Source organism: Microbulbifer variabilis (genome assembly GCF_056232115.1).
In genome coordinates, this window is record NZ_CP174325.1 from 647158 (window position 1) to 669318 (window position 22161).

Sequence of the window (22161 nt, forward strand, 5' to 3'; positions counted from 1 at the left end):
GGCTTGGAGGTACTGTAGTCCCTGGACACCAGTCCTCCAAGCCGGAGGGATTTTTTACGCTTTCCTAAAGCCGGCCAACAACGAATCAGGATTAGTCACTGACCCTGCCTAGCACGCCTTGAAGACTGTCTTTCGCATCCCCAAAAAGCATTCGTGCGTTTTCTTTATAAAAGAGTGGATTGGCAACCCCCGCATACCCGGATGCCATAGAGCGTTTTAGTACAACAACTCTGTGAGCTTTCCATACTTCTAGCACCGGCATACCGGCTATGGGAGAACCCGGCTTTTCTACCGCATCTGGGTTTACGGTGTCGTTAGCACCTATAACCAGTACCAGATCAGTACTGGGGAAATCCGGATTGATCTCATCCATTTCCAGCACTATGTCATAGGGCACATTGGCCTCAGCGAGAAGAACATTCATATGGCCAGGCAGGCGTCCCGCGACAGGGTGAATACCAAAGCGTACCATTTTACCCATGCCGCGCAGGCGATCGGTCAAGTCACTGACTGCTTGTTGCGCATGGGCAACAGCCATTCCGAACCCAGGCACGATGATAATATTATCAGCGGCCTTGAGTTCCTCGGCAAGCTCTTGCTGGTCAATCGCAATAACCTCACCATCAACCTCCTCATCGGAAACTTCACCACCATCTGAACCAAATCCACCGAGAATCACACTGATAAAGGAGCGGTTCATACCACGACACATAATATAGCTGAGTATCGCACCGGAAGAGCCAACCAGAGCCCCCACTACAATCAGCAGGTCATTGCCCAACATGAACCCGGTCGCAGCTGCGGCCCACCCTGAGTAGCTGTTCAGCATGGAAATAACCACTGGCATGTCGGCACCGCCAATCGCCGCCACAAGGTGAATGCCCAATAGCAACGCAATAGCAGTCATCAGGAGGAGATTTATAACCGTCCCCGCATGTACATCTGCAGGTACAAATAAAACCCCCAATACAATACAGGCCAGGATTGCAATTAAGTTCAACCAGTGACGAGCTGGCAGCATTAATGGCTTGCCGGAAACTAATCCCTGCAACTTACAGAAGGCAACCAAAGAACCAGTGAGAGTTATCGCACCGATAAAAACACCGAGATAAATTTCAGTGCTGTGTACAACATGAGCAGCACCGTGCAGAGTAATTCGAGGATCAAGGAAGCCCCCCCAACCAATCAACACTGCAGCGAGGCCAACAAAGCTATGCAGCAATGCCACCATTTGCGGCATTTGAGTCATGGCGACACGCCTGGCCAAGAAGAGCCCTATCACAGCACCTACAACCATTGCGATAGCCACCATCCAATAAGCTCCGGTAGCCACGCCTGAGATTGTGGCAATTATGGCAACTGCCATGCCCACCATGCCATAAATATTTCCGCGACGAGCTGTCTCATGGCTTGACAAGCCTCCGAGACTTAAAATAAACATCACCGCAGAGAAGAGATAAGCCATTGCAATCATACCGTTCATTACACTCTCCCTCCCTTACCGGCGAAACATTTTCAGCATACGGTAGGTCACAAAGAATCCACCGAATATATTAATACTGGCAACCAGTACACCAATAAATGCGAGCAAAGTTACCAAACCAGAACCAGTAACTCCGAGCTGTACCAGCGCCCCGACAATTACGATTCCAGAAATTGCATTGGTCACACTCATCAGAGGCGTATGTAATGCATGAGTGACATTCCAGATTACTTGCCAACCGACAAAAACTGCCAGTACAAAAACAGTAAAGTGGGAAACAAAATCAGGTGGAGCAACCCGCCCCAACCAAAGGAGTAAAACAGCGGCAACGGCCCAAAAAATAAAGATAGACAGAGGCGACCTTCGTTTTTCAGCCTTCTCCTCAGTAATCACCTTCACTTGTTCAGCAGCTTTACTGGCTGCTTTTGGCTGTGCAGAAATTTTAGGTGCAGGAGGTGGCCAGGTAATTTCTCCAGACTTAACCACTGTTGCACCACGGATAACTTCATCATCAAAATTTAGGTTTATGGTCCCGTCTTTCTCTGGAGTCAATTCTCCAATCAGGTGAGCAAGGTTGGTTGAATACAATCTGGAGGACTGAGCTGCGGCACGACTAGGCAAATTGGTATACCCAATAATAGTGACACCACTCCTCTCAATCTTTTCATGCGGCACTGTATAATCACAATTTCCACCCATTTCCGCTGCCAAATCCACTACCACCGATCCTTTCGACATACTGTCAACCATATCGGCAAGCCATAGTTTCGGCGCTGGCTTACCAGGTATCAAAGCAGTGGTAATAACAATGTCCACATCCTTGGCCTGCTCCCGAAATAGAGCCATTTCAGCCTCGATAAACTCCTTGGACATTTCCTTGGCATATCCGCCAGAGCCAGAACCTTCCTCCTCTATTTCAACAGTCAGGAACTCCGCTCCCATAGACTCAACCTGCTCACGCACTTCTGCACGGGTATCGAAAGCACGCACTATCGCTCCCATACTTTTTGCTGTTCCAATAGCAGAGAGACCAGCAACTCCGGCTCCAATAACGAGTACTTTTGCAGGGGGGATTTTTCCCGCAGCGGTAATCTGCCCGGTAAAGAAGCGTCCGAAGTTATGTGCGGCTTCGATGACCGCTCGATAACCGGCAATATTGGCCATGGAGCTAAGAGCATCCATCTTTTGTGCGCGGGAGATTCTTGGGACTGATTCAATGGCCAGGGCGTTAATATTTCGTTCAGAAAGTTTCTGCAGAAGCTCAGCATTTTGCGCTGGCTTCAGAAAGGCAATCAATGTAGCCCCCTCGGGAATAAGAGCCAGCTCAGCATCACTAGGTGCTTGTACCTTTAAAACTACTCCGGCACCTGCCAGACACTGTTGCATATCCTCGCGAATTTCTGCACCGGCTTCAGCATAAGCTTCATCAGTAAAGCTGGCCTTTTCGCCGGACCCCTTCTCCACCGCTATAGAAAATCCCATATCGCGCAAACGCTTTACGCTATCAGGAGTTGCCGCAACACGAGTTTCCCCCTCTGCGGTCTCTCTAGGTATGGCTATTATCACCGCCGTGCCCCTCTTAGTTAGTATTATGAACTTACAGCTACATCTACCTCAAAAAGTATTGGACTGCCCAATTTATAAACAACTCGAGTGTAAACCTCGCAACAAGGGATGAAAAGAGGAATAGTCTGATAGCGGTAATTGGCGAAATTTATAAGACTATTAATTGGAATGGCCTTGTGAAAGAGATAACCACTAAACAATAAACCGTCTCAACTGAAACTGTATTTAATCAACGGCAACTCCCAGGCTCCCCTTGGGACAATCTACTTAGTTTTGTGTGGATAAAAAATAACCCATATGCACATCAAAATTTCCTTCCCTTATTCAGATCCTGGCTATGAAGCCCTAAGATGGCTTTTGCAATGACCGTCCTTAAGACAAATTAGACTTTAGCGACTATTTAAAATAGAAAAATTTACAATTCAAAACTATAAGAATTAGCCGATTTTTATCTGTATGCCATCTAATACTGGGACGGATATCCTTGTAAATATGCATGGAGGTTACAGAAAACCAATAATAAGAAAATTTTAGAATATAACTTTCAGCCATCGAAACTAATCACGGTTTTATGCAGGCTATTTCGAATAAAGCCCCCCACTTGTGCAAGAAATGCAATATACGCAGAATATCGCACCAGGAAATAGCAGTAACAGCCACTCTAACTTCATGGAAATAGAAGAAGATATTTTGTTTATCCCTCCTTGCACGCTTGGCATAACTATTGATTGACACTTGGATAAGTGTATAGAAATCATTTAACGAGTGCCGCAGTAATACAGTGACTAACGCAAGCCCCGCCATCATGCTGGTCGATGACCATTCCGAGCGTGCTCACCTTGTTTGTGAGCGATTACGCGCAGCCGGGTACACTGTTGTTGCCCAGATTAATAGTGCTGAGGGATTACTTTTCCAGGTAGAGAAATATCGCCCCGATGTAGTGCTGATCGATATTGAATCCCCAGACAGGGACATTCTTGAAAGCCTGGCAATTGTCAATCGTGAAGCGCCGACCCCCGTAGCCATGTTCTCCAGTAGTGGCAATGCCGAGTTCATCAGTCGTGCCGTCGAGTCCGGAGTGAGCGCTTATATGGCCGAGGGCATTACGGCAGAGAAGGTAACACCAGCCATAGAAATAGCCATGGCGCAATTTAGAAACTTCCAGCAACTGCGCCAATCCCTGGAGCGAACCCAACAACAGCTAACAGAGAGAAAAACCATTGAGCGGGCCAAGGGATTATTGATGGCCAAGAAAAAACTCAGCGAGGAAGACGCACATAAAACGCTGCGCAATCTTGCTATGAGCAGTAACTCCACCATGCGTGCAGTTGCCGAACAAATTATCCACTATTTCCAGAGCGAGCATTAACTTACCGATGTCACTATCTCTGCGCCCGGAAAAGACTTCAATAAAATTGTTATACCTGCGCCTGACCGACAGTGCGCCCTTAATTATCGCCAAGGAGAAGGGCTACTTTCATCAGCTTGGCCTGGATGTGCAGCTACACAGGGAAACCTCCTGGGCAACCCTGCGTGACAAGCTGATCGGACGTAAAGCAGACGCTGCTGCTATGCTAGCGCCGATGCCGCTGGCACTGAAGCAGGCTCTGCCAAACTGTCGGGAACAGCTCTTAAGCGGGCTTATCCTTAGCTGTAACGGCAATGCCATTACCTTATCGGAAGACCTTTTCCATCGCTTGCAAAACTATTTCAGCGGCAGTTCACAAGCTGATATCGCCGCGGCACTCAAGCGGTACCTACTGGATAATGCAGGCTCCACCCCGGTGAGGCTCGCTACGGTATACCCTTTTTCCAGTCACAGTTTACAGTTGCGACACTGGCTGCGCTCAGCAAATATTGACCCAGACAGGGAAATACAGTTGGTAGTGCTGCCCCCGGAGCAGATGCTGCAGAACCTTCATAGTGGTGTTATCGATGGCTATTGTGTGGGTGAGCCCTGGAATACCCTCGCCGCTCACAAAGGAGCCGGTGCAATCATCACAGCCTGTAACAGCCTACTGCCAGCTATGCCGGAAAAAGTCCTGGCAGTTACTAAAAGCTGGCATGAAGCTCATCCCGCCACACACCTGGCTTTACGCGCTGCATTACTTCAAGCCTGCACTTGGCTTGCCGCACGGGGAAACCGTCGTATAGCTGCAGGTCTGCTATCACAGAAACAGTATCTTGACTTACCCGAAACACTAATTCAGCTCTCACTCAGTGATCAAATCCTGTTCCGCAGGGATGCAGCGATCATTGCCAATCCAGGCTGGCACCTCTTCGCACACAAGGACAATGTTAGTGGCCGACCTTGCGCAGACAAGGCAAGTCAGCTGTTGGAGATGTGCAAGGGCTTTAGTGAAGTATCCCCCCAGGCAGAGAAGGCCTTTAGAGCCGACCTCTACCGGCAAACCGTGGACTTTCTACTCTCAAAAAAATAGTGGCACATTAATTGAATGGAAATATTTCGATGATGCAATTGCCTTCCCTCTGGCGCATCAGCACGGTGAAGTGGTTATTCGCCGAAAATCACGGGCAACGAAGTCCATCGACTACAGTCTACCGGCTGTGGCTATGGGCTTTTTTTTGTGCCTGCGGAATTAGCAAATAAAGGAAATGCGCATGTCCAGTGATACACTCAATCTATTCTCGTTCCGCGGGAAGATAAAAATCCTTCACCTTACCTGGGTGGCTTTTTTTATCACCTTCTTTGCCTGGTTTAACCATGCTCCCCTATTAATGGCAATTGCCAAGAGCTTATCGCTTAGTCCGGATCAAGTTAAAACCCTACTGATCCTAAATGTGGCTCTGACTATTCCTGCTCGCATCGTAATAGGAATGCTGACAGATAAATATGGTCCACGGCTCACCTACTCTCTCCTGCTGGCGATTGGTAGCGTGCCTTGTTTTATTTTTGCCCTGGCAGACAATTTTGTGCAGGCGGCAATAGGCCGCTTCCTGCTCGGGTTTATTGGTGCGGGGTTCGTGGTCGGCATTCGCATGGTATCGGAGTGGTTCCCAGCCCGCCAACTGGGAACTGCCGAAGGCATTTATGGGGGCTGGGGTAACTTTGGCTCCGCTGCCGCAGCTATGTCCCTACCAACCATTGCACTGTTTTTTGGAGGCGATGATGGTTGGCGCTACGCCATTGGCCTTACAGGAGTGATTGCGCTTGTATACAGCGTGATTTACTACTTCTCGGTTACCGACACCCCCAAGGGGTCTACCTATTTTAAACCAAAGAAAATTGGTGCAATGGAAGTTACCAGCACTGGGGATTTTGTCCTCTTGTTGGTGATGAAAGTACCTATGTATGCAGCTCTGGCACTGCTCACCTGGAAACTATCCAGCGGAGTCAACTTAATATCCAGCCTCACTGCAAATCTGATTTATTGCGGACTGGTAGTACTTTATCTATTGGACGCACGAAAAACCTACAGTATTAATCGGGAGGTACTCAGTAACCCTCCTGCACCTGTGCACCGTTATAAATTCAAGCAGGTCGCTGTTTTGAACCTACTCTACTTTGCAACATTCGGTTCTGAGCTGGCCGTGGTCTCCATGTTACCCCTGTTCTTCTCCGAGACTTTTACCCTGGATCCGGTAAAGGCTGGCTTATTGGCTTCCGCCTACGCTTTTATGAACCTGATGTCGCGCCCAGCGGGAGGACTGATCAGTGATCGCTGGGGACGTAAGCCGACTCTGCTGATACTGACTGCAGGCCTCGCTTTGGGTTACTTCGCCATGAGTTTGATCGATGCAGAATGGCCACTGTACCTGGCCGTTGCGGCTGCTATGGCCTGTTCCTTCTTCGTACAGGCTGGTGAAGGGGCCGTATTCGCTGTTGTTCCTCTAATCAAGCGTCGACTTACCGGACAGATCGCCGGAATGACAGGGGCTTATGGCAATGTGGGAGCAGTGTTCTACCTTACAGTGCTAAGCATGGTGTCCTACCAGACTTTCTTCCTGGTCATCTGCGCCACGGCAGTACTCGGTTTTACTGCCCTGTTAATGCTGGAAGAACCAGAAGGACAAATGGCGGAAGTACTTCCCGATGGCAGCGTATCCATGATCGATGTCGCATGACAGCGGTATAAAAATAACTGCGGGACTGAAAGGTGACAGTCCCGCTACCACAAACTGTGGGCAGGGCAATTACTATGGTGCCTTGCAGCTGTTTAGTGCCTCCTGTGCCGGTCTTCGGCAGCATAATGATGACGCCTGCGCGGTCAGGCTTCCGGAAGGAGCCGAGCTACAGCGCCACGGCAGCCTCGCAGCGCTCGCTGATGGAGTTGCCAATGCAGAGGCTGGCGGCGAGGCAGCTCGAGCCGCTATCAATGGTTTTTTTTCTGACTACTACAGTACTCCGGAAACCTGGTCGACCAAACACGCCGTCGCACGTGTATTACATTCCCTCAACAGCTGGCTTTTCCGTCAGAGTGGCGGCAGCACTGAAATCCAGCGAGGATGGCTGACTACTTTCTCCGCCGTTATATTCAAAGGTACCAGCGCTCACCTGGTACATATTGGAGACTCTAGAATTTATCGTCTGCGAAATAGCAGACTGGAATACCTTAGCCGTGATCACAGCCATACCCTTGGCCCGGGGCGTACCTTTCTAAGTCGCGCATTGGGTATGGATGCGCATATTGACGTGGACTACCGCTGTGAAGCTTTACAAGCAGGTGATGTTTTCCTGCTCAGTAGTGATGGTATCCACGATTTCCTACAGGAAGATACTATTAAGGCGCTGCTGCAGAATTTCTGTGCCTACACTCCGCAACAGCTAATTGATACAGCCTTACAAGCAGGATCCACAGACAACTTAAGCGCAATAGTTTGCAGGGTAAACTCCGTTGGCCTACCCGAGTGTGATGAATTGGCAATGCGCAATCGAGAATTGCCATTTGCGCCGGACCTGCGCCCGGGACAGAAACTCGATAACTTTCAAATTCTACAGGAACTGCACGCCAGCAATCGCAGCCACCTGTATTTGGCACGAGACCAGGACACAGACAAGCTCCGAGTAATTAAAACCCCCTCGGTCAATTTTTGTGATGATCCCCTATATATCGAGCGTTTTGTTGCCGAGGAATGGACCGGACGACGAATAACTCACCCTGGAATTATTAAAGTTTTCGCTCCCAACAAAGAGCGGCGTTGCCTTTACCATATTCTCGAATATATTGAAGGCCAGACTTTACGGCAGTGGATGCAATTAAACCCACAACCACAAATCCCCCAGGTACGGGATATCCTCGGGCAACTGGTCAGTGCTCTGCGAAGCCTGCAGCGCATGGAAATCGTTCACGGCGATCTCAAACCAGAAAATATTATGATGCGCAATGACGGGCGCCTCGTAATTATTGATCTGGGTGGTGCTGATGGTCCCGGACTCAGAGAACAATTACACTTATCCGGCGAATGTGCCCCCGGTAGCAAGAATTACACAGCACCGGAGTTCTTTTTTGGTGATAGCGCCAGTCACCGCTCAGATATATTTTCCCTCGGAGTAATCACCTATGAACTTCTCACTGGTAAATATCCCTATCCAGAGCGTCTCGGCAATTATCACTACCATCTGAAAAGTTACAGCCAGATGCAATTTACCAGGGCTTCCCGGTATCGGGACGATATTCCGCACTGGATAGATGGAGCTTTACACAAAGCCTGTGCGGCAGATCCAAAGAAACGCTACATCGCACTATCGGAATTTATCCAGGATTTGCAGGTTCCAAATCCAGAATTCAAGTTGCCAAATAAGCGCCCACTCCTGGAACGCAATCCTCTGCTGTGTTGGCAGTTACTGGCTCTATTATTACTGCTCTCACATCTGCTCTATTTCTTCTGGCTCTAGCTCACAGGATTTGAATAAGCACTTTCAATGCGCAAGAAAATTCCCGCATGCACTAATTTGTCGCAGACATCGTAGACAATCGAGCCAAAACGCCACCATTTCTATAAATAAAGTTGGCATGGAGATTGAATGTATTTAATTACCAACAAAATACTCCCCTATTTCGAGGCAACGGCGCCTGTACTCTTCGGCAGAAGAGGAGGCGCCCTTGCTGCTTTTCCTGGGCCTGCCCCTGCCGAACAAACAAATTGAGACGGCAGGAATGTAAATGAGAGTAAATACAGAGAAACAAAAGCTGATCGTGATTGGCAACGGTATGGTAGGACACCATTTCCTTGAACAGCTGGCCAATCATCAAAAATCCACAAGTTTTGAAATTTCCATTTTCTGTGCAGAACCAAGGCCAGCCTATGATCGGGTTCATCTGTCTGAATATTTTTCTGGTCTCAGTACAGAAGACCTGGCTATGGGTAAAACTGAGCAATACCAGCAATGGGGATTTGAGCTTCTGCTCAACGACCGGGTTGAGGAGATTGATAGAAAAAATAAAATGGTCACCGCTGCCAGCGGCATCACTCGTTCCTACGACCAGCTAATACTCGCCACCGGCTCCTATCCATTTGTGCCGCCAATTCCGGGCCATCAGCACGAGCGCTGTTTCGTCTACCGGACCATCGAAGACTTGGATGCAATCCGCTCTGCTGCCGTGAATGCCAAAACAGGTGTTGTAGTTGGCGGCGGCCTGCTCGGCCTTGAGGCTGCCAATGCATTAAAGACTCTGGGGCTCGAAGCTCATGTAGTGGAGTTTGCACCGGGGTTAATGGCCACCCAGCTCGATGACGGCGGTTCAACACTGTTACGCAATAAAATTGAAGACCTGGGGGTCCAGGTGCATACCAGTACAGCCACCGAACTCATTGAAGAAGTGGATGGTCGCCTATGTATGCAATTTAAAGGGGATAGGAAACTTATCACCGATATGATTGTATTCTCCGCCGGTATTCGCCCCCAAGACTCACTCGCAAAATCTTCGGGCCTACAAACCGGAGAGCGAGGCGGCATAGTTATTGACAGCAGTTGCCGAACCTCGGACCCGGATATTTTTGCTATCGGTGAATGCGCCCTGTACGAAAATCAAATATTTGGTCTAGTCGCGCCGGGATATAGTATGGCGCGTACAGCTGTTGCCCAGCTGGTTGGAGAAGAGGAAAATTTCACCGGCGCCGATATGAGTACCAAACTCAAGCTTCTCGGGGTTCAGGTAGGTTCTATTGGTGACGCCCATGGACGTAGTGACGGTGCTGCCGCTATCACTTTCGTCGATGAGCAGAGCGGCATCTATAAACGCATGATTACCGATAGCACCGGGAAACAATTACTCGGCGCCGTAATGGTTGGCGATACCAGTGAATATGATAGCCTGCTGCAATATCACCTGAATAATATCGAGTTGCCCGAACACCCGGAGCAACTAATTTTACCTGCAGCAGAAGGTGCAACTCCTACCCTGGGTGCAGCAGCCCTTCCAGCAACCGCTACAGTGTGTTCCTGTCATAATGTGAGTAAGGGCCAGATCGTCGATGTTATTGCCGGAGGTTGCCACTCCCTAGCTGAAGTCAAGGAAGTAACCAAGGCTTCCACTGGTTGTGGTGGCTGCACCGCCTTGCTGAAGGATATTGTTGACGACGAGCTGGCCGCACTGGGCATGGAAGTAAACAATCATCTCTGCGCTCACTTCCCCTTCTCACGCCAGGAGTTATTTCACATTATTCAGGTGGAGGAAATTAAAACCTTTGCCGGACTGCTGGAAAGACATGGCAACGGTCATGGCTGTGAGGTCTGTAAACCCACCGTAGCCTCCATACTCGCCTCTTTATGGAATGAGCATATTCTCGAGCAGTCCCATGTCGGACTGCAGGATACCAATGACACTTTTATGGCGAATATGCAGAAAAATGGCAGCTACTCAGTAGTGCCTCGTATTCCCGGTGGTGAAATTACGCCGGAAAAGTTGATTGTTATTGGTGAAGTCGCTAAACGCTATAACCTCTATACAAAAATTACCGGTGGTCAGCGTATCGATCTATTTGGTGCGAGGCTGGAGCAACTACCGGAAATCTGGAGCGAACTGATTGACGCAGGCTTTGAAACCGGCCATGCCTACGGAAAGTCTCTGCGTACAGTCAAATCCTGTGTCGGCAGTACCTGGTGTCGCTTCGGAGTGCAAGACAGTGTTTCCATGGCTCTGCTTGTGGAAAATCGCTATAAGGGCCTTCGCTCACCACACAAAATTAAAATGGCGGTATCGGGTTGCACCCGTGAATGTGCTGAAGCGCAGAGCAAAGATGTGGGAGTAATCGCCACCGAAAAAGGTTGGAACCTTTTTGTCTGTGGGAATGGAGGCATGCGCCCTCGCCATGCAGATTTATTTGCCACCGATCTGGATAGCGAAACCCTGATCCGTTATATCGACCGATTTTTAATGTTTTACGTACGTACTGCCGATAAATTACAGCGCACATCAGTATGGCTCGAAAATCTCGACGGCGGTCTCGATTACCTGCGTGAAGTCATTATTGATGACAAGCTGGATATCTGTGTGGAGCTGGAGGCGCAGATGAAACGTGTAGTCAATACCTACCAGTGTGAATGGAAAACTGCGGTCAACGATCCCGAAAAGCTCAAACGTTTTCGCCAGTTTGTCAATAGTGACCAATCAGATGAAAAAATAATTTTTGTCAAAGAGCGTGGTCAGCCACGACCGGCAACTGTGGAAGAAATTGTGGAAACCGCAGAGTCCGCATGACACCAACCCGGCAGCTTAACCCACCGGCCCGCAAATGATGAAGACTTCACTTTTTAACCTCTTAAAGTCTTGAAAGGAAATTATTATGAGCTTAGCCGCACTGCAACAAAGCAACACAAATTCAATTGCCATAACCCACCCCCAATGGTTACCAATCTGTCAGCGATCAGATCTGGTGAATAACTCAGGGGTGTGTGCCCTTTGGGGTGATACCTCTGTATATCCTACGGAGATGTTCAGTAGAGCCAATAAAATTATTGAACAGAGAAGTATCGCCCTATTTTTTTTACCCGATCAGGAGCAACAGCTTTATGCCGTTGACAACTGGGACCCGATCGCACAAGCTGGCGTAATTGCAAGAGGAATTATTGCGGAAATGGAGGGGGAATTGACTGTTGCTTCTCCACTTTATAAACACCACTTCCGCCTAAGCGATGGAGTCTGCATGGAAGATAGCAATATCAGGCTTGCCACCTACCCACTGGCACTTTATGAGGATAAGGTTTACATCGGCTGCAATAAGATACAGTAATGGCAGTAACGGAATTTTTGAGCGCGCGCCGCTCCTGCACTACCTGCCCCTATTGCGGCGTAGGCTGTGGAGTAACGGTCGACAAGGAAGAGCGCGCGGACACTACGGCTATAAAAGTCAGTGGCGATACCCAACATCCCGCTAATTTTGGCAAACTTTGTGTCAAAGGCGCCGCGCTTGGGGAAACCCTCGGTGAACGTGATAGGCTGCTACGTCCTCGCTTGCATGGAAAGGAGTGTGACTGGGATAGTGCCATGTCCTATGTGGCCGATAGCTTTGCGCAAAATATCCGTGAATATGGTCCAGACTCCGTAGCCTTTTATCTCTCCGGGCAGCTACTTACCGAAGATTACTATGTTGCCAATAAACTGATGAAGGGATTTATTGGCAGCGCTAATATCGATACCAATTCACGTCTGTGCATGTCCTCAGCAGTTGTCGGGTATAAACGTGCATTTGGAGCAGACGCCGTACCTTGCTGCTACGGTGACCTGGAACACACAGACCTTATTATATTAATTGGCTCCAATGCCGCCTGGACCCATCCAATCCTTTTCCAGCGCATGCAGGCAGGCAGTGCAAAACTGGTCGTCATAGACCCTCGTGCGAGTGCTACCAGTGAAATGGCCGACCTACACCTCGCTATTATTCCAGGCAGTGATGCATCCCTGTTTAACGGCTTGCTTAATTTCCTCGCACAGCACAATCAACTTGATCATCAATATATTCAGCAACACACTCAGGGCTTTGAGGACACCCTCGTCGCGGCTCAGCACTGGTCTCTTCAACAAACCGCGCTGGCCTGTGGAATATCTACAGAAAAATTACAGGCATTCTTTCAGCTGTTTGCCGAAACAGAAAAAACAATCAGCTTTTATTCCCAGGGTATCAACCAATCCAGCAGTGGTAGCGATAAAAACAACGCTATCATCAATTGTCACCTGGCTACAGGGCGCATTGGAAAAACGGGAACGGGCCCTTTCTCAATCACGGGACAACCCAATGCCATGGGGGGGCGTGAAGTGGGTGGCCTTGCGAATATGCTCGCTGCCCATATGGAATTCGATATGGATGCCATTGATCGGGTAGGCCGTTTCTGGTGCGCTCCGCAGGTCGCACTGACTCCCGGCTTAAAAGCAGTAGATATGTTCCGCGCAGTGGAAAGTGGGCAGATTAAGGCCATCTGGATTATGGCCACCAATCCTGCAGTGAGCATGCCAGAGGCAGACCGAGTGGCAGAAGCGCTGCGCAAGTGTCCGCTGGTAGTTGTTTCCGATTGTATTGCCGATACAGATACCGCACGGTGTGCCGATGTACTGTTACCAGCTACTAGCTGGGGAGAGAAAAATGGCACGGTTACCAATGCAGAACGGCGTATCTCCCGGCAAAGGCCCTTCCAGGAACCAAGCGGAGAGGCTCGGCATGACTGGCAGGCCATTTGTGACTTGGCAGGTCGTCTGGGATTCGAGGATCAATTCAGCTATTCACATCCCGCAGATATTTTCCGCGAGCACGCTCAATTATCCGGCTTTGAAAATAACGGTAGCCGAGCCTTTGATATTTCCCTCTTTGGGAATATCCAACGCAGTGACTACGACAAGCTACAACCGGTGCAGTGGCCGGTCAATACTGCAAACCCCAACGGCAGTGCACGCTTGTTTGGAGATGGAAGATTTTTTACCGAAAGCGGACGCGCTAATTTTATTCCTATCACACCCCGCTCTCCCCAGCAGCAAATTAATAAGGCCTACCCATTGTGGCTCAATAGCGGACGCATGCGTGACCAGTGGCATACTATGACCCGCACCGGCCGCTCACGCAAGCTGCTCGACCACAGCGAAATTGCTGAGGTTCAGATCAATCCGAGAGATGCCAGGGAATACGGTGTTGACGAGGGAGCCCTGGTAGAGCTGCGCAGTGCGCAGGGCAGAATGTGCGGACGCGCAGCGCTAAATGCCGCACAAAAACATGGAGAGTTATTTGCGCCCATCCACTGGAGCCAAACTCTTGCGCAGGAGTCCAAAGTCAGCGCCCTTACCGAAGCAGTTGTTGATCCCCTATCAGGCCAACCCGAGTTCAAACAGGTACCAGTTCAACTACAGCCCCTCGAATGCCACAGTTATGCCACCCTGATCTGCCCTGATCCAGTAGCCAAAAGTCTATGGCAGTGGTTACAAACACATAACGACAGCAACCTCCTGCACTGGTACAGAGTGCCTTGTGATGGTGGTTATCGCTTTGAGCTGGCTCTGTGCCATCCCCTGGATGGCCGCAAGTTAGGTGCAATGCTATTGCAAGATATCCCCGATATTCACTGGCAACAGGTCGAGACGTTAAAGAGTCAGCGCTGGCTGGCCTATAACGATGAATTCCAACTACTGATTATTGCTAATAACGACTGGCACAACCTACCGGATCGACGGACTCTAGAGCGCTATTTGCAACTCGATATGCCCCAAATTCCAGCTCAACTGCTACACCCTATCCCAGCCGGTGTGCGTATGGTCTGCACCTGTATGCAGATTTCCCGGCCGCAGATCGAGCAAGCAATTGGAAATGGCATCCACTCCGTAGAAGCGCTAGGTCATGCACTCGGGTGTGGAACCCGCTGCGGTTCTTGTAAACCGGAAATATCTGCCCTGATCCGCACAGCGCGGGAAAGTGGTGTTTCCGGACAGGCAGTAGCCGCTACGATGGAGACCGAAGTGGTTAAGTCTGCCAAAAATAAGCACAAAGAACTTAAAGAAAACTACGCAGCTGGCGCCTAGGAAGTCCTTTTGAATTAACAGAAGGGTCCAATTCATCCCCGCAATATCCCCAAGACAATAACTATCTGTGGATGAAATTATTTCCTTTAGAGGCTGACCTGCCGATTTAGAGCAGAAAGGCCTCTATTATGGCGTTGCAAGGGCCCTCTCAAGTTAATATCAACTTTATTCCCTCTACAATTAAGGCCGATATATCTAGCGCGTCATAGCGGAGCTTTTCAATCAAGCACACGGGGTTTCCATGTTCAAAATCGACCATATTGATCACGTGGTTTTACGCGTAAAATCACTAAGCGCTATGCGCGATTTTTATGAAGGAATCCTCGGCTGCAAGATGGAGCGGGAAAATGAAGACCTCGGGCTTTACCAGATGCGAGCCGGCAACTGCCTGATTGACCTGGTTCCGGTAGACCACTCCATTGGTTTAGCGGGAGGCTCAGCCCCAGGAAAAGAGGGACGTAATATGCATCACTTCTGCTTGCGTGTTGATCCTTTTAACCCAAGGGAAATTCACAAATACATGAGTGAAAATAATGTCGAAGCCTCCCCAGTAGAGCAGCGCTACGGAGCCGAAGGCATGGGGCCATCAATCTATATTTCAGATCCCGAGCACAATGTTATAGAGCTTAAGGGCCCGCCAACCACTTAGGGAACCCCGAAACAGCTTGATAATTTTCCAGTCCCGAAGAACAGAAATGTAAAAAACCTGAGATGGCTGATTACTCAGCCAATGAAGATTTTTTAGCAGCTTTCACGGATGGAATAGCAGCATTAAAGAAAAGCCCCTGGAGTATCCCGACATTTTAATCACAAACCACCTATCAAGCTCATTAAAAGCAGTATAACTACATTTTTTTGAAAAAAGTCATTTAGGGATCGGCAATTATTCTAGCCAGCTATTGATATACCAAAATCCTGAGTTAGTATCGCAACACAAAATATGATTATCACAAAAAAACCACATACAATAGTGCACGCTGGCGAAGGGAAATATTGAGCCTCCTATTCAATAATTGATGGCACCCTGAGCATTAATAAGAGTGTTCACATCTATGGCTTAATATACTTGGGACGATTAGAGGATTATATCTTTATTACGCATCCCGAAAGGCCAAATTAAAGCCCACCATTTCAATATGGAATTCTTTCCTATAGAAAAAATGATTTAACTCACTTTGACCATTTATGAAAAAGCTGTTTTCAATCAACTTGCATGCAGCCCCAAAAAGGCTTTTACTGACGGATATCAATAATTATCAACAGGAAAGCTATATGTCTTTACTTTTAGCTATGTTCGGATTTTCTCTGGCCATGTCGATCACGCCGGGGCCAGTCAACATGGTAATTATTTCTTCCGGCGTCAATTATGGTTTTGGCCGGACAATGCCATTTGTTTCAGGAGCAACAATAGGATTTACCCTCTTATTGGCAGCCATTGGCTTCGGTTTTTATCAATTACTGGCTGTTTATCCCAAGTTTTTACAATATCTGGCCATACTGGGTTCGGCTTATGTGATATATATCGGTTATAAGATAGCAACGGCTTCTGATGCAACTATTGATATTGCAGAGCAGACTAAACCGAGATTCCATGAAGGATTTTTGTTGCAATGGCTTAACCCTAAAGCGTGGGTAGCCTGCATATCTGGAGTTGCACTATTCTCGAGTGCAGAAAGCCACTCCAGTTTAATGACCTTTGTACTAATCTACTTCCTCGTATGCTATACATCTTTGGCAATCTGGGCTCTGGCAGGAGATAGAGCTCGATTACTACTAGGTACCGAACACCGGGTAAAAGTATTTAACGGTATTATGGGGGGGCTTCTGATCCTTTGTGCGCTCTATCTCTTGTATACACAGCTCCTAACTGGACAATCCGGGCTCACCAATTTATAGAGCTCTTCTATTTTTGCCTTTAACCCCACTAATTTAGTGCAGGGTTATTTAAAAAAATTTTGGCCGACCAAAACTATGCAAATCAAGAAATGCTTTCATTATATATTGCCATTGACACCCTTATATAAGTTAGTTAGCGCTTCTAGCAATTTTTCTTGCTTAATTTCTGCTAGAAGCCCGTCTCTGAACTCACTATTTAAGAATAGCATCCAAATTCACTATTAAATGAAATGATTTTATTGCTTTGCAGATGACGTAACTAAATATAATGTTTAAGTTCAACAAACGATAGGACTGTGCAATTGGACGCCAAGTAGATAATTTTGGCCTCTATCAGCTCTACGCTTGTGTATGTCTGATTGATTTTGTGCCAGTGAATCAACCTCTTGGCCTAAAAAGTGCGGCTACTCTGGGTGCTGGAATATACAATTTACCTTCTTGCAGATCCTTTTTATCCTGGTACCACTCAGCAATCTTTGCAATAAAATAACATTCAATCCTCATCTGTAGAGAAAAACTATGATACCGAGGGTATGGGTTTTTCAGTATATTTTAATAATCTTGAAGTCAACATTACTAAATTGAAGGAGTTGATTAACAAAATTATTTAATCAATTATCTCCCATAGAAACTTTGAGATTCAGACATTTTTATCAAGTAAGCTTACAATTTTCTCACAATTCAGGCCCTGAGATTATGGAAAATGAAGTCATAGATTATACGGTAAATGGTGATTCCTTTACCGGTTACCTCGCGTGGGACAGCGGTATTAACGAAAAGCGCCCCGGAGTCATTCTGGTACATGAGTGGTGGGGACATAATGCCTTTGTGAGGAAACAGGCAGACCGGCTGGCCGAACTTGGATACTACGCTTTTGCAGTGGACATGTTCGGTACCGGCAAACAAACCGATGACCCTGCCGAGGCGCAGAAATTCCATGATGAGGCCCTCAAAAGCCCCGTGGTTCTGGAAGCGCGTTTTCGTACAGCACTTTCGCTATTACAACAACACGCCGGTGTTGATCCCAATCGCATTGCTGCACAGGGATATTGTTTTGGTGGCGGCGTGGTATTAGCTATGGCACGCCTCGGCCTCGAGTTGCGTGGTGCCGTCAGCTTTCACGGTGCTCTGACCAGCGATGTTGTCGCGAAAAAAGGCAAGATCCAGGCCGAAATACAGGTCTATACCGGCGGTGCCGATGCCATGATTCCGCCCCAACAGGTCGGTGCTTTTGTTGAAGAGATGCAAGAAGCGGGAGCCAAGCTCACACTGGTGAGTTATCCAGGTGTACTGCACGGATTTACCAATCCCGCCGCAACTGAGCGAGGCGAGAAGTTCGGCCTACCACTCGCATATAACCAGGAAGCGGCAATGGATTCCTGGCAGGGCGCCCTGGATTTCTACCAAAAAATCTTCAACTGACAATGTTTGTGCCCGGTAAATTTACTACCGGGCACAAATCGCCTTTTAAATTTCAGAACTCTAATCTTCACTCAGATAGAGAGCACCTCTACCCTGCTCTGCCGCCTGGTCCCCTGGGTTGCGTAACGGGCAGTTATCCATAGAAAGGCACCCACAGCCTATACAACCTTCCAACCGATCGCGCAGCTGGGTCAGCTGGCGAATACGCTGGTCGAGGTCCTCACGCCAGCCTGCCGAGAGCTTGGCCCAATCTTTAGCTGTCGGCGTGCGTCCATTCGGAAGGGTTGCCAACGCCTGACGGATTTCGGCCAGTGGGATACCGGTACTCTGTGCCACCTTGATAATGGCCACACGCCGCAATACATCGCGGGAGTAGCGCCGTTGGTTACCACTGGTGCGCCAACTGCTAATCAGCCCCTTACTCTCATAAAAGTGCAGAGCGCTTACCGCTACATCACAGCGCTCTGCCACCTCTCCAACAGTCAACTCACGCCGGATACTTTGCCCCGGTTGGATAGCAGCTTTGTCATTTTTCGCCTTAGTCACCTAAAGGCCTCCCAAAACCATTGACCTCAATATTACTTGAGGTTTTACACTGCGCCGCGATCCAATGCAAGTAAAGGAAGGAAAGTGATGAACTGGAATCGTAAACAACCGAATCCGACTCTCCAGACACAGTCAGCACCGGGCTTCTTTCAACTGATGGTGGCAGCACAGAGCCTGAGCATCAGCCTGGTCAAAGAAACCAAGCAGCAAGAAAGTCCATCGGCTGCCAATACCGGGATCGGGTTGAATGCCTGCAAGGTCGGGGGCCAGTCATGAAAACTGTTGCTGCGATTGCAGTACCTGGTAATTTTACGGTTCCCACACCCCAACGGCTGACGTTATTGTGCCTCGCAGCACTCACAATTATGTCCGGCGCTACTGTGGCGCCATCCCTGCCGGCCCTGGAAAACTATTTTTCCCAACACCCAGATAGTGCACTGCTGAGCCGGCTGGTTTTGAGTTTGCCCGCCCTGATGATCGCCATATTTGCACCTCTGGCCGGGATTATCTCAGACCGCTACGGAAGGCGCAGACTACTGCTATTGGCGGTAGGTCTGTATGGCTTTGCCGGGACTTCCGCTTTATTGCAAAACAGTCTGGAAGGAATTCTCGCCAGCCGCATTCTTCTGGGGGTGGCCGTAGCCGGCACAATGACCTCTGTCACTGCCTTGGTAGGAGATTATTTCACCCCCAGAGAGAGGCAGGTTTACATGGGGCAGCAAGGCGCTTTTATCAGCCTCGGGGGAGTTGTCTGTCTACTGGCCGGGGGATTACTGGCAGACCTGCATTGGCGTGGCCCTTTTGCCATTTACGGGGTTGCGCTGCTGTTGATTCCCGCGGTGCTGATCTACCTTCCTGAACCCAAACGCAGCTATACACTCAAAAAATCAAAAAGCATTGCAGAAAAAAAAATCTACTGGCTGGGATTCTCCGCCTTGCTCGGTGCTGCCATGCTGAACAGCCTGGCTTTTTTCCTGATCCCAACACAGCTGCCTTTCCTGCTGCAAGAGATCGGTGCCAGCTCTCCCAGTCAAGCCGGAGTAGCCATTGCTGCGGGTAATCTAATGGGCGCTCTCGCTTCGCTGACTCTGTTCCCACGTGCACACAAAATTTTTGGCAAATTTGGAATTTTCGCCTTCAGTTTTACCGTTATGGCCACCGGCATGGGGTTGATTTCCATAGCAGAATCTTTCTCTGGAATCATTATCGCCATGGCAATCTACGGTAGTGGTATGGGAACACTCATACCACATATTTTTTCTACAGGGTTGGAGTCAGCTACAGAAAATATGCGCGGGCGCATTTCGGGAGCGCTGACCGCCAGTGTATTTATTGGGCAATTTTTATCTCCTTTTCTCAGTCAGCCATGGGTTAATCACTTTGGTCTTGCAAGTGCCTTCTCTACAGTGGCTCTAGGGCTATTGTTACTGGCAGTTATAGCCCTGATAACCCACTGGCTTAAAACAAAAACATCCACTGAAATTAAATTGCGGTAGGATGTAGACCCGCCCGACAACGCAACGCCAAAGAAGTAACCGTAACTTTGGCAAGGAGAGAAAGTGAAACCTATTATTTCGATCCAGGGCCTCGGCAAAACCTATGCTGGAGGATTTACCGCCCTAAACAATGTCGACCTGGAAATTCAGCGTGGGGAAATCTTTGCCTTGCTTGGCCCCAATGGAGCTGGCAAAACCACCCTGATCAGCATTGTGTGTGGCATCGTCAACGCCAGTCAAGGCAGTATTCGCGTCAACGGGTTTGACATTCAGTCAGACTACCGCAAGGCCCGCAATGAGATCGGTTTGGTGCCGCAGGAAATTTCCACCGATGCCTTTGAAACCGTATGGGCTGCTGTGAAATTCAGTCGTGGCCTGTTCGGAAAATCCCCGAATCCCGCCTATCTGGAAAAGATTCTGCGGCAATTGTCTTTATGGGAAAAAAAGGACAATAAAATTATTACCCTGTCTGGTGGCATGAAGCGCCGCCTGATGATTGCTAAAGCGCTTTCCCATGAGCCGAATGTCTTATTCCTGGATGAACCCACCGCAGGTGTAGACGTAGAGTTGCGCCAGGATATGTGGGAGATGGTACGCGGACTAAAGGATTCAGGCGTCACCATTATCCTGACTACACACTATATCGAGGAGGCCGAGGAGATGGCCGATCGCGTCGGCGTCATCAATCATGGTGAACTGGTATTAGTGGAGGAGAAAAAAACCCTGATGCAGAAAATGGGTGAGAAGGAACTCAGCCTCAACCTGCCCGAGCCATTACAGAGAATTCCCGATGCCCTTGCCGACTTGCCTCTAAGCCTAAGCGGAGATGGCAGCCAACTGGTATACCGTTTCGATGTCAAAAGCGAAGACACTGGCATTGCGGAGTTTTTGCGCCGCCTCAATGCAGCCAGTATCGATTTTCGCGATCTACATACCAGAGAGAGTTCCCTGGAGGAAATCTTTGTCAACCTGGTGCACGGTGCGCGCAGGGAACGAGAGGAACAGCTAAGCAAGGAGACCCAGGAATGAACTGGTACGGAATCGCGGCGATTTACAAGTTTGAAATGGCGCGCACATGGCGTACTCTGATGCAGAGTATCGCCTCGCCGGTACTCTCCACCTCCCTCTATTTTATTGTGTTTGGCGCGGCCATCGGCTCGCGTATGGGGGACATTGACGGTGTTAGCTATGGAGCCTTTATTATCCCTGGCCTGATTATGCTGGCTCTGTTAAGCGAGAGTATTTCCAATGCCTCTTTTGGTATTTTCTTTCCGAAGTTCTCAGGCACCATTTACGAAGTGCTATCCGCACCAGTATCGGCTTTCGAGGTTGTAGCCGGCTATGTGGGGGCTGCAGCATCCAAATCAATTATTCTCGGGCTCTTGATCCTGCTCACTGCACGCTTTTTTGTGGACTACGAAATTGTCCATCCCTTTTGGATGATCGTATTCCTGGTGCTGACTGCGGTCACTTTCAGCCTGTTTGGTTTTATCATCGGTATCTGGGCGGATGATTTCCAGAAACTGCAAATTATTCCGCTAATGATTATTACCCCCCTGACTTTTCTGGGTGGAGCTTTTTACTCCATTAGTATGCTGCCGGAAATCTGGCAGAAAATTACCCTGTTTAACCCGGTGGTCTACCTGATCAGCAGTTTCCGCTGGGCGTTTTATGGGGTTGCCGATGTAAACCTGGGCCTCAGCGTGGGAATGATCCTTCTTTTTCTTCTCCTTTGCCTGACAACTATCTGGTGGATTTTCCGCACCGGCTACCGGATTAAAACCTGATC

17 protein-coding genes are annotated in these 22161 nt (G+C 48.8%); 14 read left to right on the forward strand and 3 right to left on the reverse strand.

Annotated features, from left to right (window positions below; all coding sequences use genetic code 11):
• Positions 1 to 91 precede the first annotated feature (91 nt).
• On the reverse strand, positions 92 to 1483 hold the full coding sequence (pntB, locus tag ACJJI7_RS02805) for a Re/Si-specific NAD(P)(+) transhydrogenase subunit beta (RefSeq protein WP_444901008.1): 1392 nt from the start codon (positions 1481 to 1483) through the stop codon (positions 92 to 94).
• A gap of 15 nt (positions 1484 to 1498) precedes the next feature.
• Positions 1499 to 3049: a Re/Si-specific NAD(P)(+) transhydrogenase subunit alpha gene (locus ACJJI7_RS02810; protein ID WP_444901007.1), complete on the reverse strand. Its 1551-nt coding sequence runs from the start codon at positions 3047 to 3049 to the stop codon at positions 1499 to 1501.
• A 781-nt stretch (positions 3050 to 3830) separates the two neighbouring features.
• Here ACJJI7_RS02810 and ACJJI7_RS02815 point away from each other — a divergent pair.
• The 10 genes from ACJJI7_RS02815 (at position 3831) to ACJJI7_RS02860 (ending at position 18330) form a co-directional block, all read left to right on the forward strand.
• Positions 3831 to 4418: an ANTAR domain-containing response regulator gene (locus ACJJI7_RS02815; protein WP_353375721.1), complete on the forward strand. Its 588-nt coding sequence runs from the start codon at positions 3831 to 3833 to the stop codon at positions 4416 to 4418.
• 7 nt (positions 4419 to 4425) lie between these two features.
• On the forward strand, positions 4426 to 5490 hold the full coding sequence (locus tag ACJJI7_RS02820; protein ID WP_444901006.1) for a CmpA/NrtA family ABC transporter substrate-binding protein: 1065 nt from the start codon (positions 4426 to 4428) through the stop codon (positions 5488 to 5490).
• 181 nt (positions 5491 to 5671) lie between these two features.
• Positions 5672 to 7135 (forward strand): NarK family nitrate/nitrite MFS transporter, encoded by a 1464-nt coding sequence (locus ACJJI7_RS02825; protein ID WP_020414670.1) that lies wholly within the window; start codon positions 5672 to 5674, stop codon positions 7133 to 7135.
• Complete coding sequence (locus tag ACJJI7_RS02830; RefSeq protein WP_444901005.1) at positions 7125 to 8906, forward strand: bifunctional protein-serine/threonine kinase/phosphatase; 1782 nt, start codon at positions 7125 to 7127, stop codon at positions 8904 to 8906. The genes ACJJI7_RS02825 and ACJJI7_RS02830 overlap by 11 nt, the downstream gene beginning before the upstream one ends.
• Before the next feature lie 268 nt (positions 8907 to 9174).
• Complete coding sequence (gene nirB, locus ACJJI7_RS02835; protein WP_444901004.1) at positions 9175 to 11712, forward strand: nitrite reductase large subunit NirB; 2538 nt, start codon at positions 9175 to 9177, stop codon at positions 11710 to 11712.
• An 85-nt stretch (positions 11713 to 11797) separates the two neighbouring features.
• Positions 11798 to 12244 carry a nitrite reductase small subunit NirD gene (gene nirD, locus ACJJI7_RS02840; protein ID WP_020414666.1) on the forward strand — a complete coding sequence of 149 codons (447 nt, stop codon included), beginning with the start codon at positions 11798 to 11800 and terminating at the stop codon, positions 12242 to 12244.
• Entirely contained in the window at positions 12244 to 15012 is a 2769-nt protein-coding gene (locus ACJJI7_RS02845; protein ID WP_444901003.1) for a nitrate reductase, read from the forward strand. Before nirD ends, ACJJI7_RS02845 begins: the two co-directional genes overlap by 1 nt.
• Before the next feature lie 241 nt (positions 15013 to 15253).
• Positions 15254 to 15661 carry a VOC family protein gene (locus ACJJI7_RS02850; RefSeq protein ID WP_020414664.1) on the forward strand — a complete coding sequence of 136 codons (408 nt, stop codon included), beginning with the start codon at positions 15254 to 15256 and terminating at the stop codon, positions 15659 to 15661.
• A gap of 536 nt (positions 15662 to 16197) precedes the next feature.
• Positions 16198 to 16908 (forward strand): LysE family translocator, encoded by a 711-nt coding sequence (locus ACJJI7_RS02855; RefSeq protein WP_444901002.1) that lies wholly within the window; start codon positions 16198 to 16200, stop codon positions 16906 to 16908.
• A gap of 696 nt (positions 16909 to 17604) precedes the next feature.
• Entirely contained in the window at positions 17605 to 18330 is a 726-nt protein-coding gene (locus ACJJI7_RS02860; RefSeq protein ID WP_444901001.1) for a dienelactone hydrolase family protein, read from the forward strand.
• A 60-nt stretch (positions 18331 to 18390) separates the two neighbouring features.
• Here ACJJI7_RS02860 and soxR read toward each other — a convergent pair whose 3' ends face one another.
• Positions 18391 to 18876: a redox-sensitive transcriptional activator SoxR gene (gene soxR / locus ACJJI7_RS02865; RefSeq protein ID WP_020414660.1), complete on the reverse strand. Its 486-nt coding sequence runs from the start codon at positions 18874 to 18876 to the stop codon at positions 18391 to 18393.
• An 87-nt stretch (positions 18877 to 18963) separates the two neighbouring features.
• On the opposite strand from soxR, the gene ACJJI7_RS02870 reads away from it, so the two are divergent.
• The 4 genes from ACJJI7_RS02870 (at position 18964) to ACJJI7_RS02885 (ending at position 22159) form a co-directional block, all read left to right on the forward strand.
• Positions 18964 to 19152, forward strand: a complete 189-nt coding sequence (locus ACJJI7_RS02870; protein ID WP_020414659.1) for a hypothetical protein — start codon at positions 18964 to 18966, stop codon at positions 19150 to 19152.
• Positions 19149 to 20372 (forward strand): MFS transporter, encoded by a 1224-nt coding sequence (locus ACJJI7_RS02875; protein WP_353375714.1) that lies wholly within the window; start codon positions 19149 to 19151, stop codon positions 20370 to 20372. The genes ACJJI7_RS02870 and ACJJI7_RS02875 overlap by 4 nt, the downstream gene beginning before the upstream one ends.
• Positions 20373 to 20435: 63 nt before the next feature.
• Positions 20436 to 21401, forward strand: a complete 966-nt coding sequence (locus ACJJI7_RS02880; RefSeq protein ID WP_282952492.1) for an ABC transporter ATP-binding protein — start codon at positions 20436 to 20438, stop codon at positions 21399 to 21401.
• Complete coding sequence (locus ACJJI7_RS02885; protein WP_020414656.1) at positions 21398 to 22159, forward strand: ABC transporter permease; 762 nt, start codon at positions 21398 to 21400, stop codon at positions 22157 to 22159. Before ACJJI7_RS02880 ends, ACJJI7_RS02885 begins: the two co-directional genes overlap by 4 nt.
• The last annotated feature ends 2 nt before the right edge of the window (positions 22160 to 22161 follow it).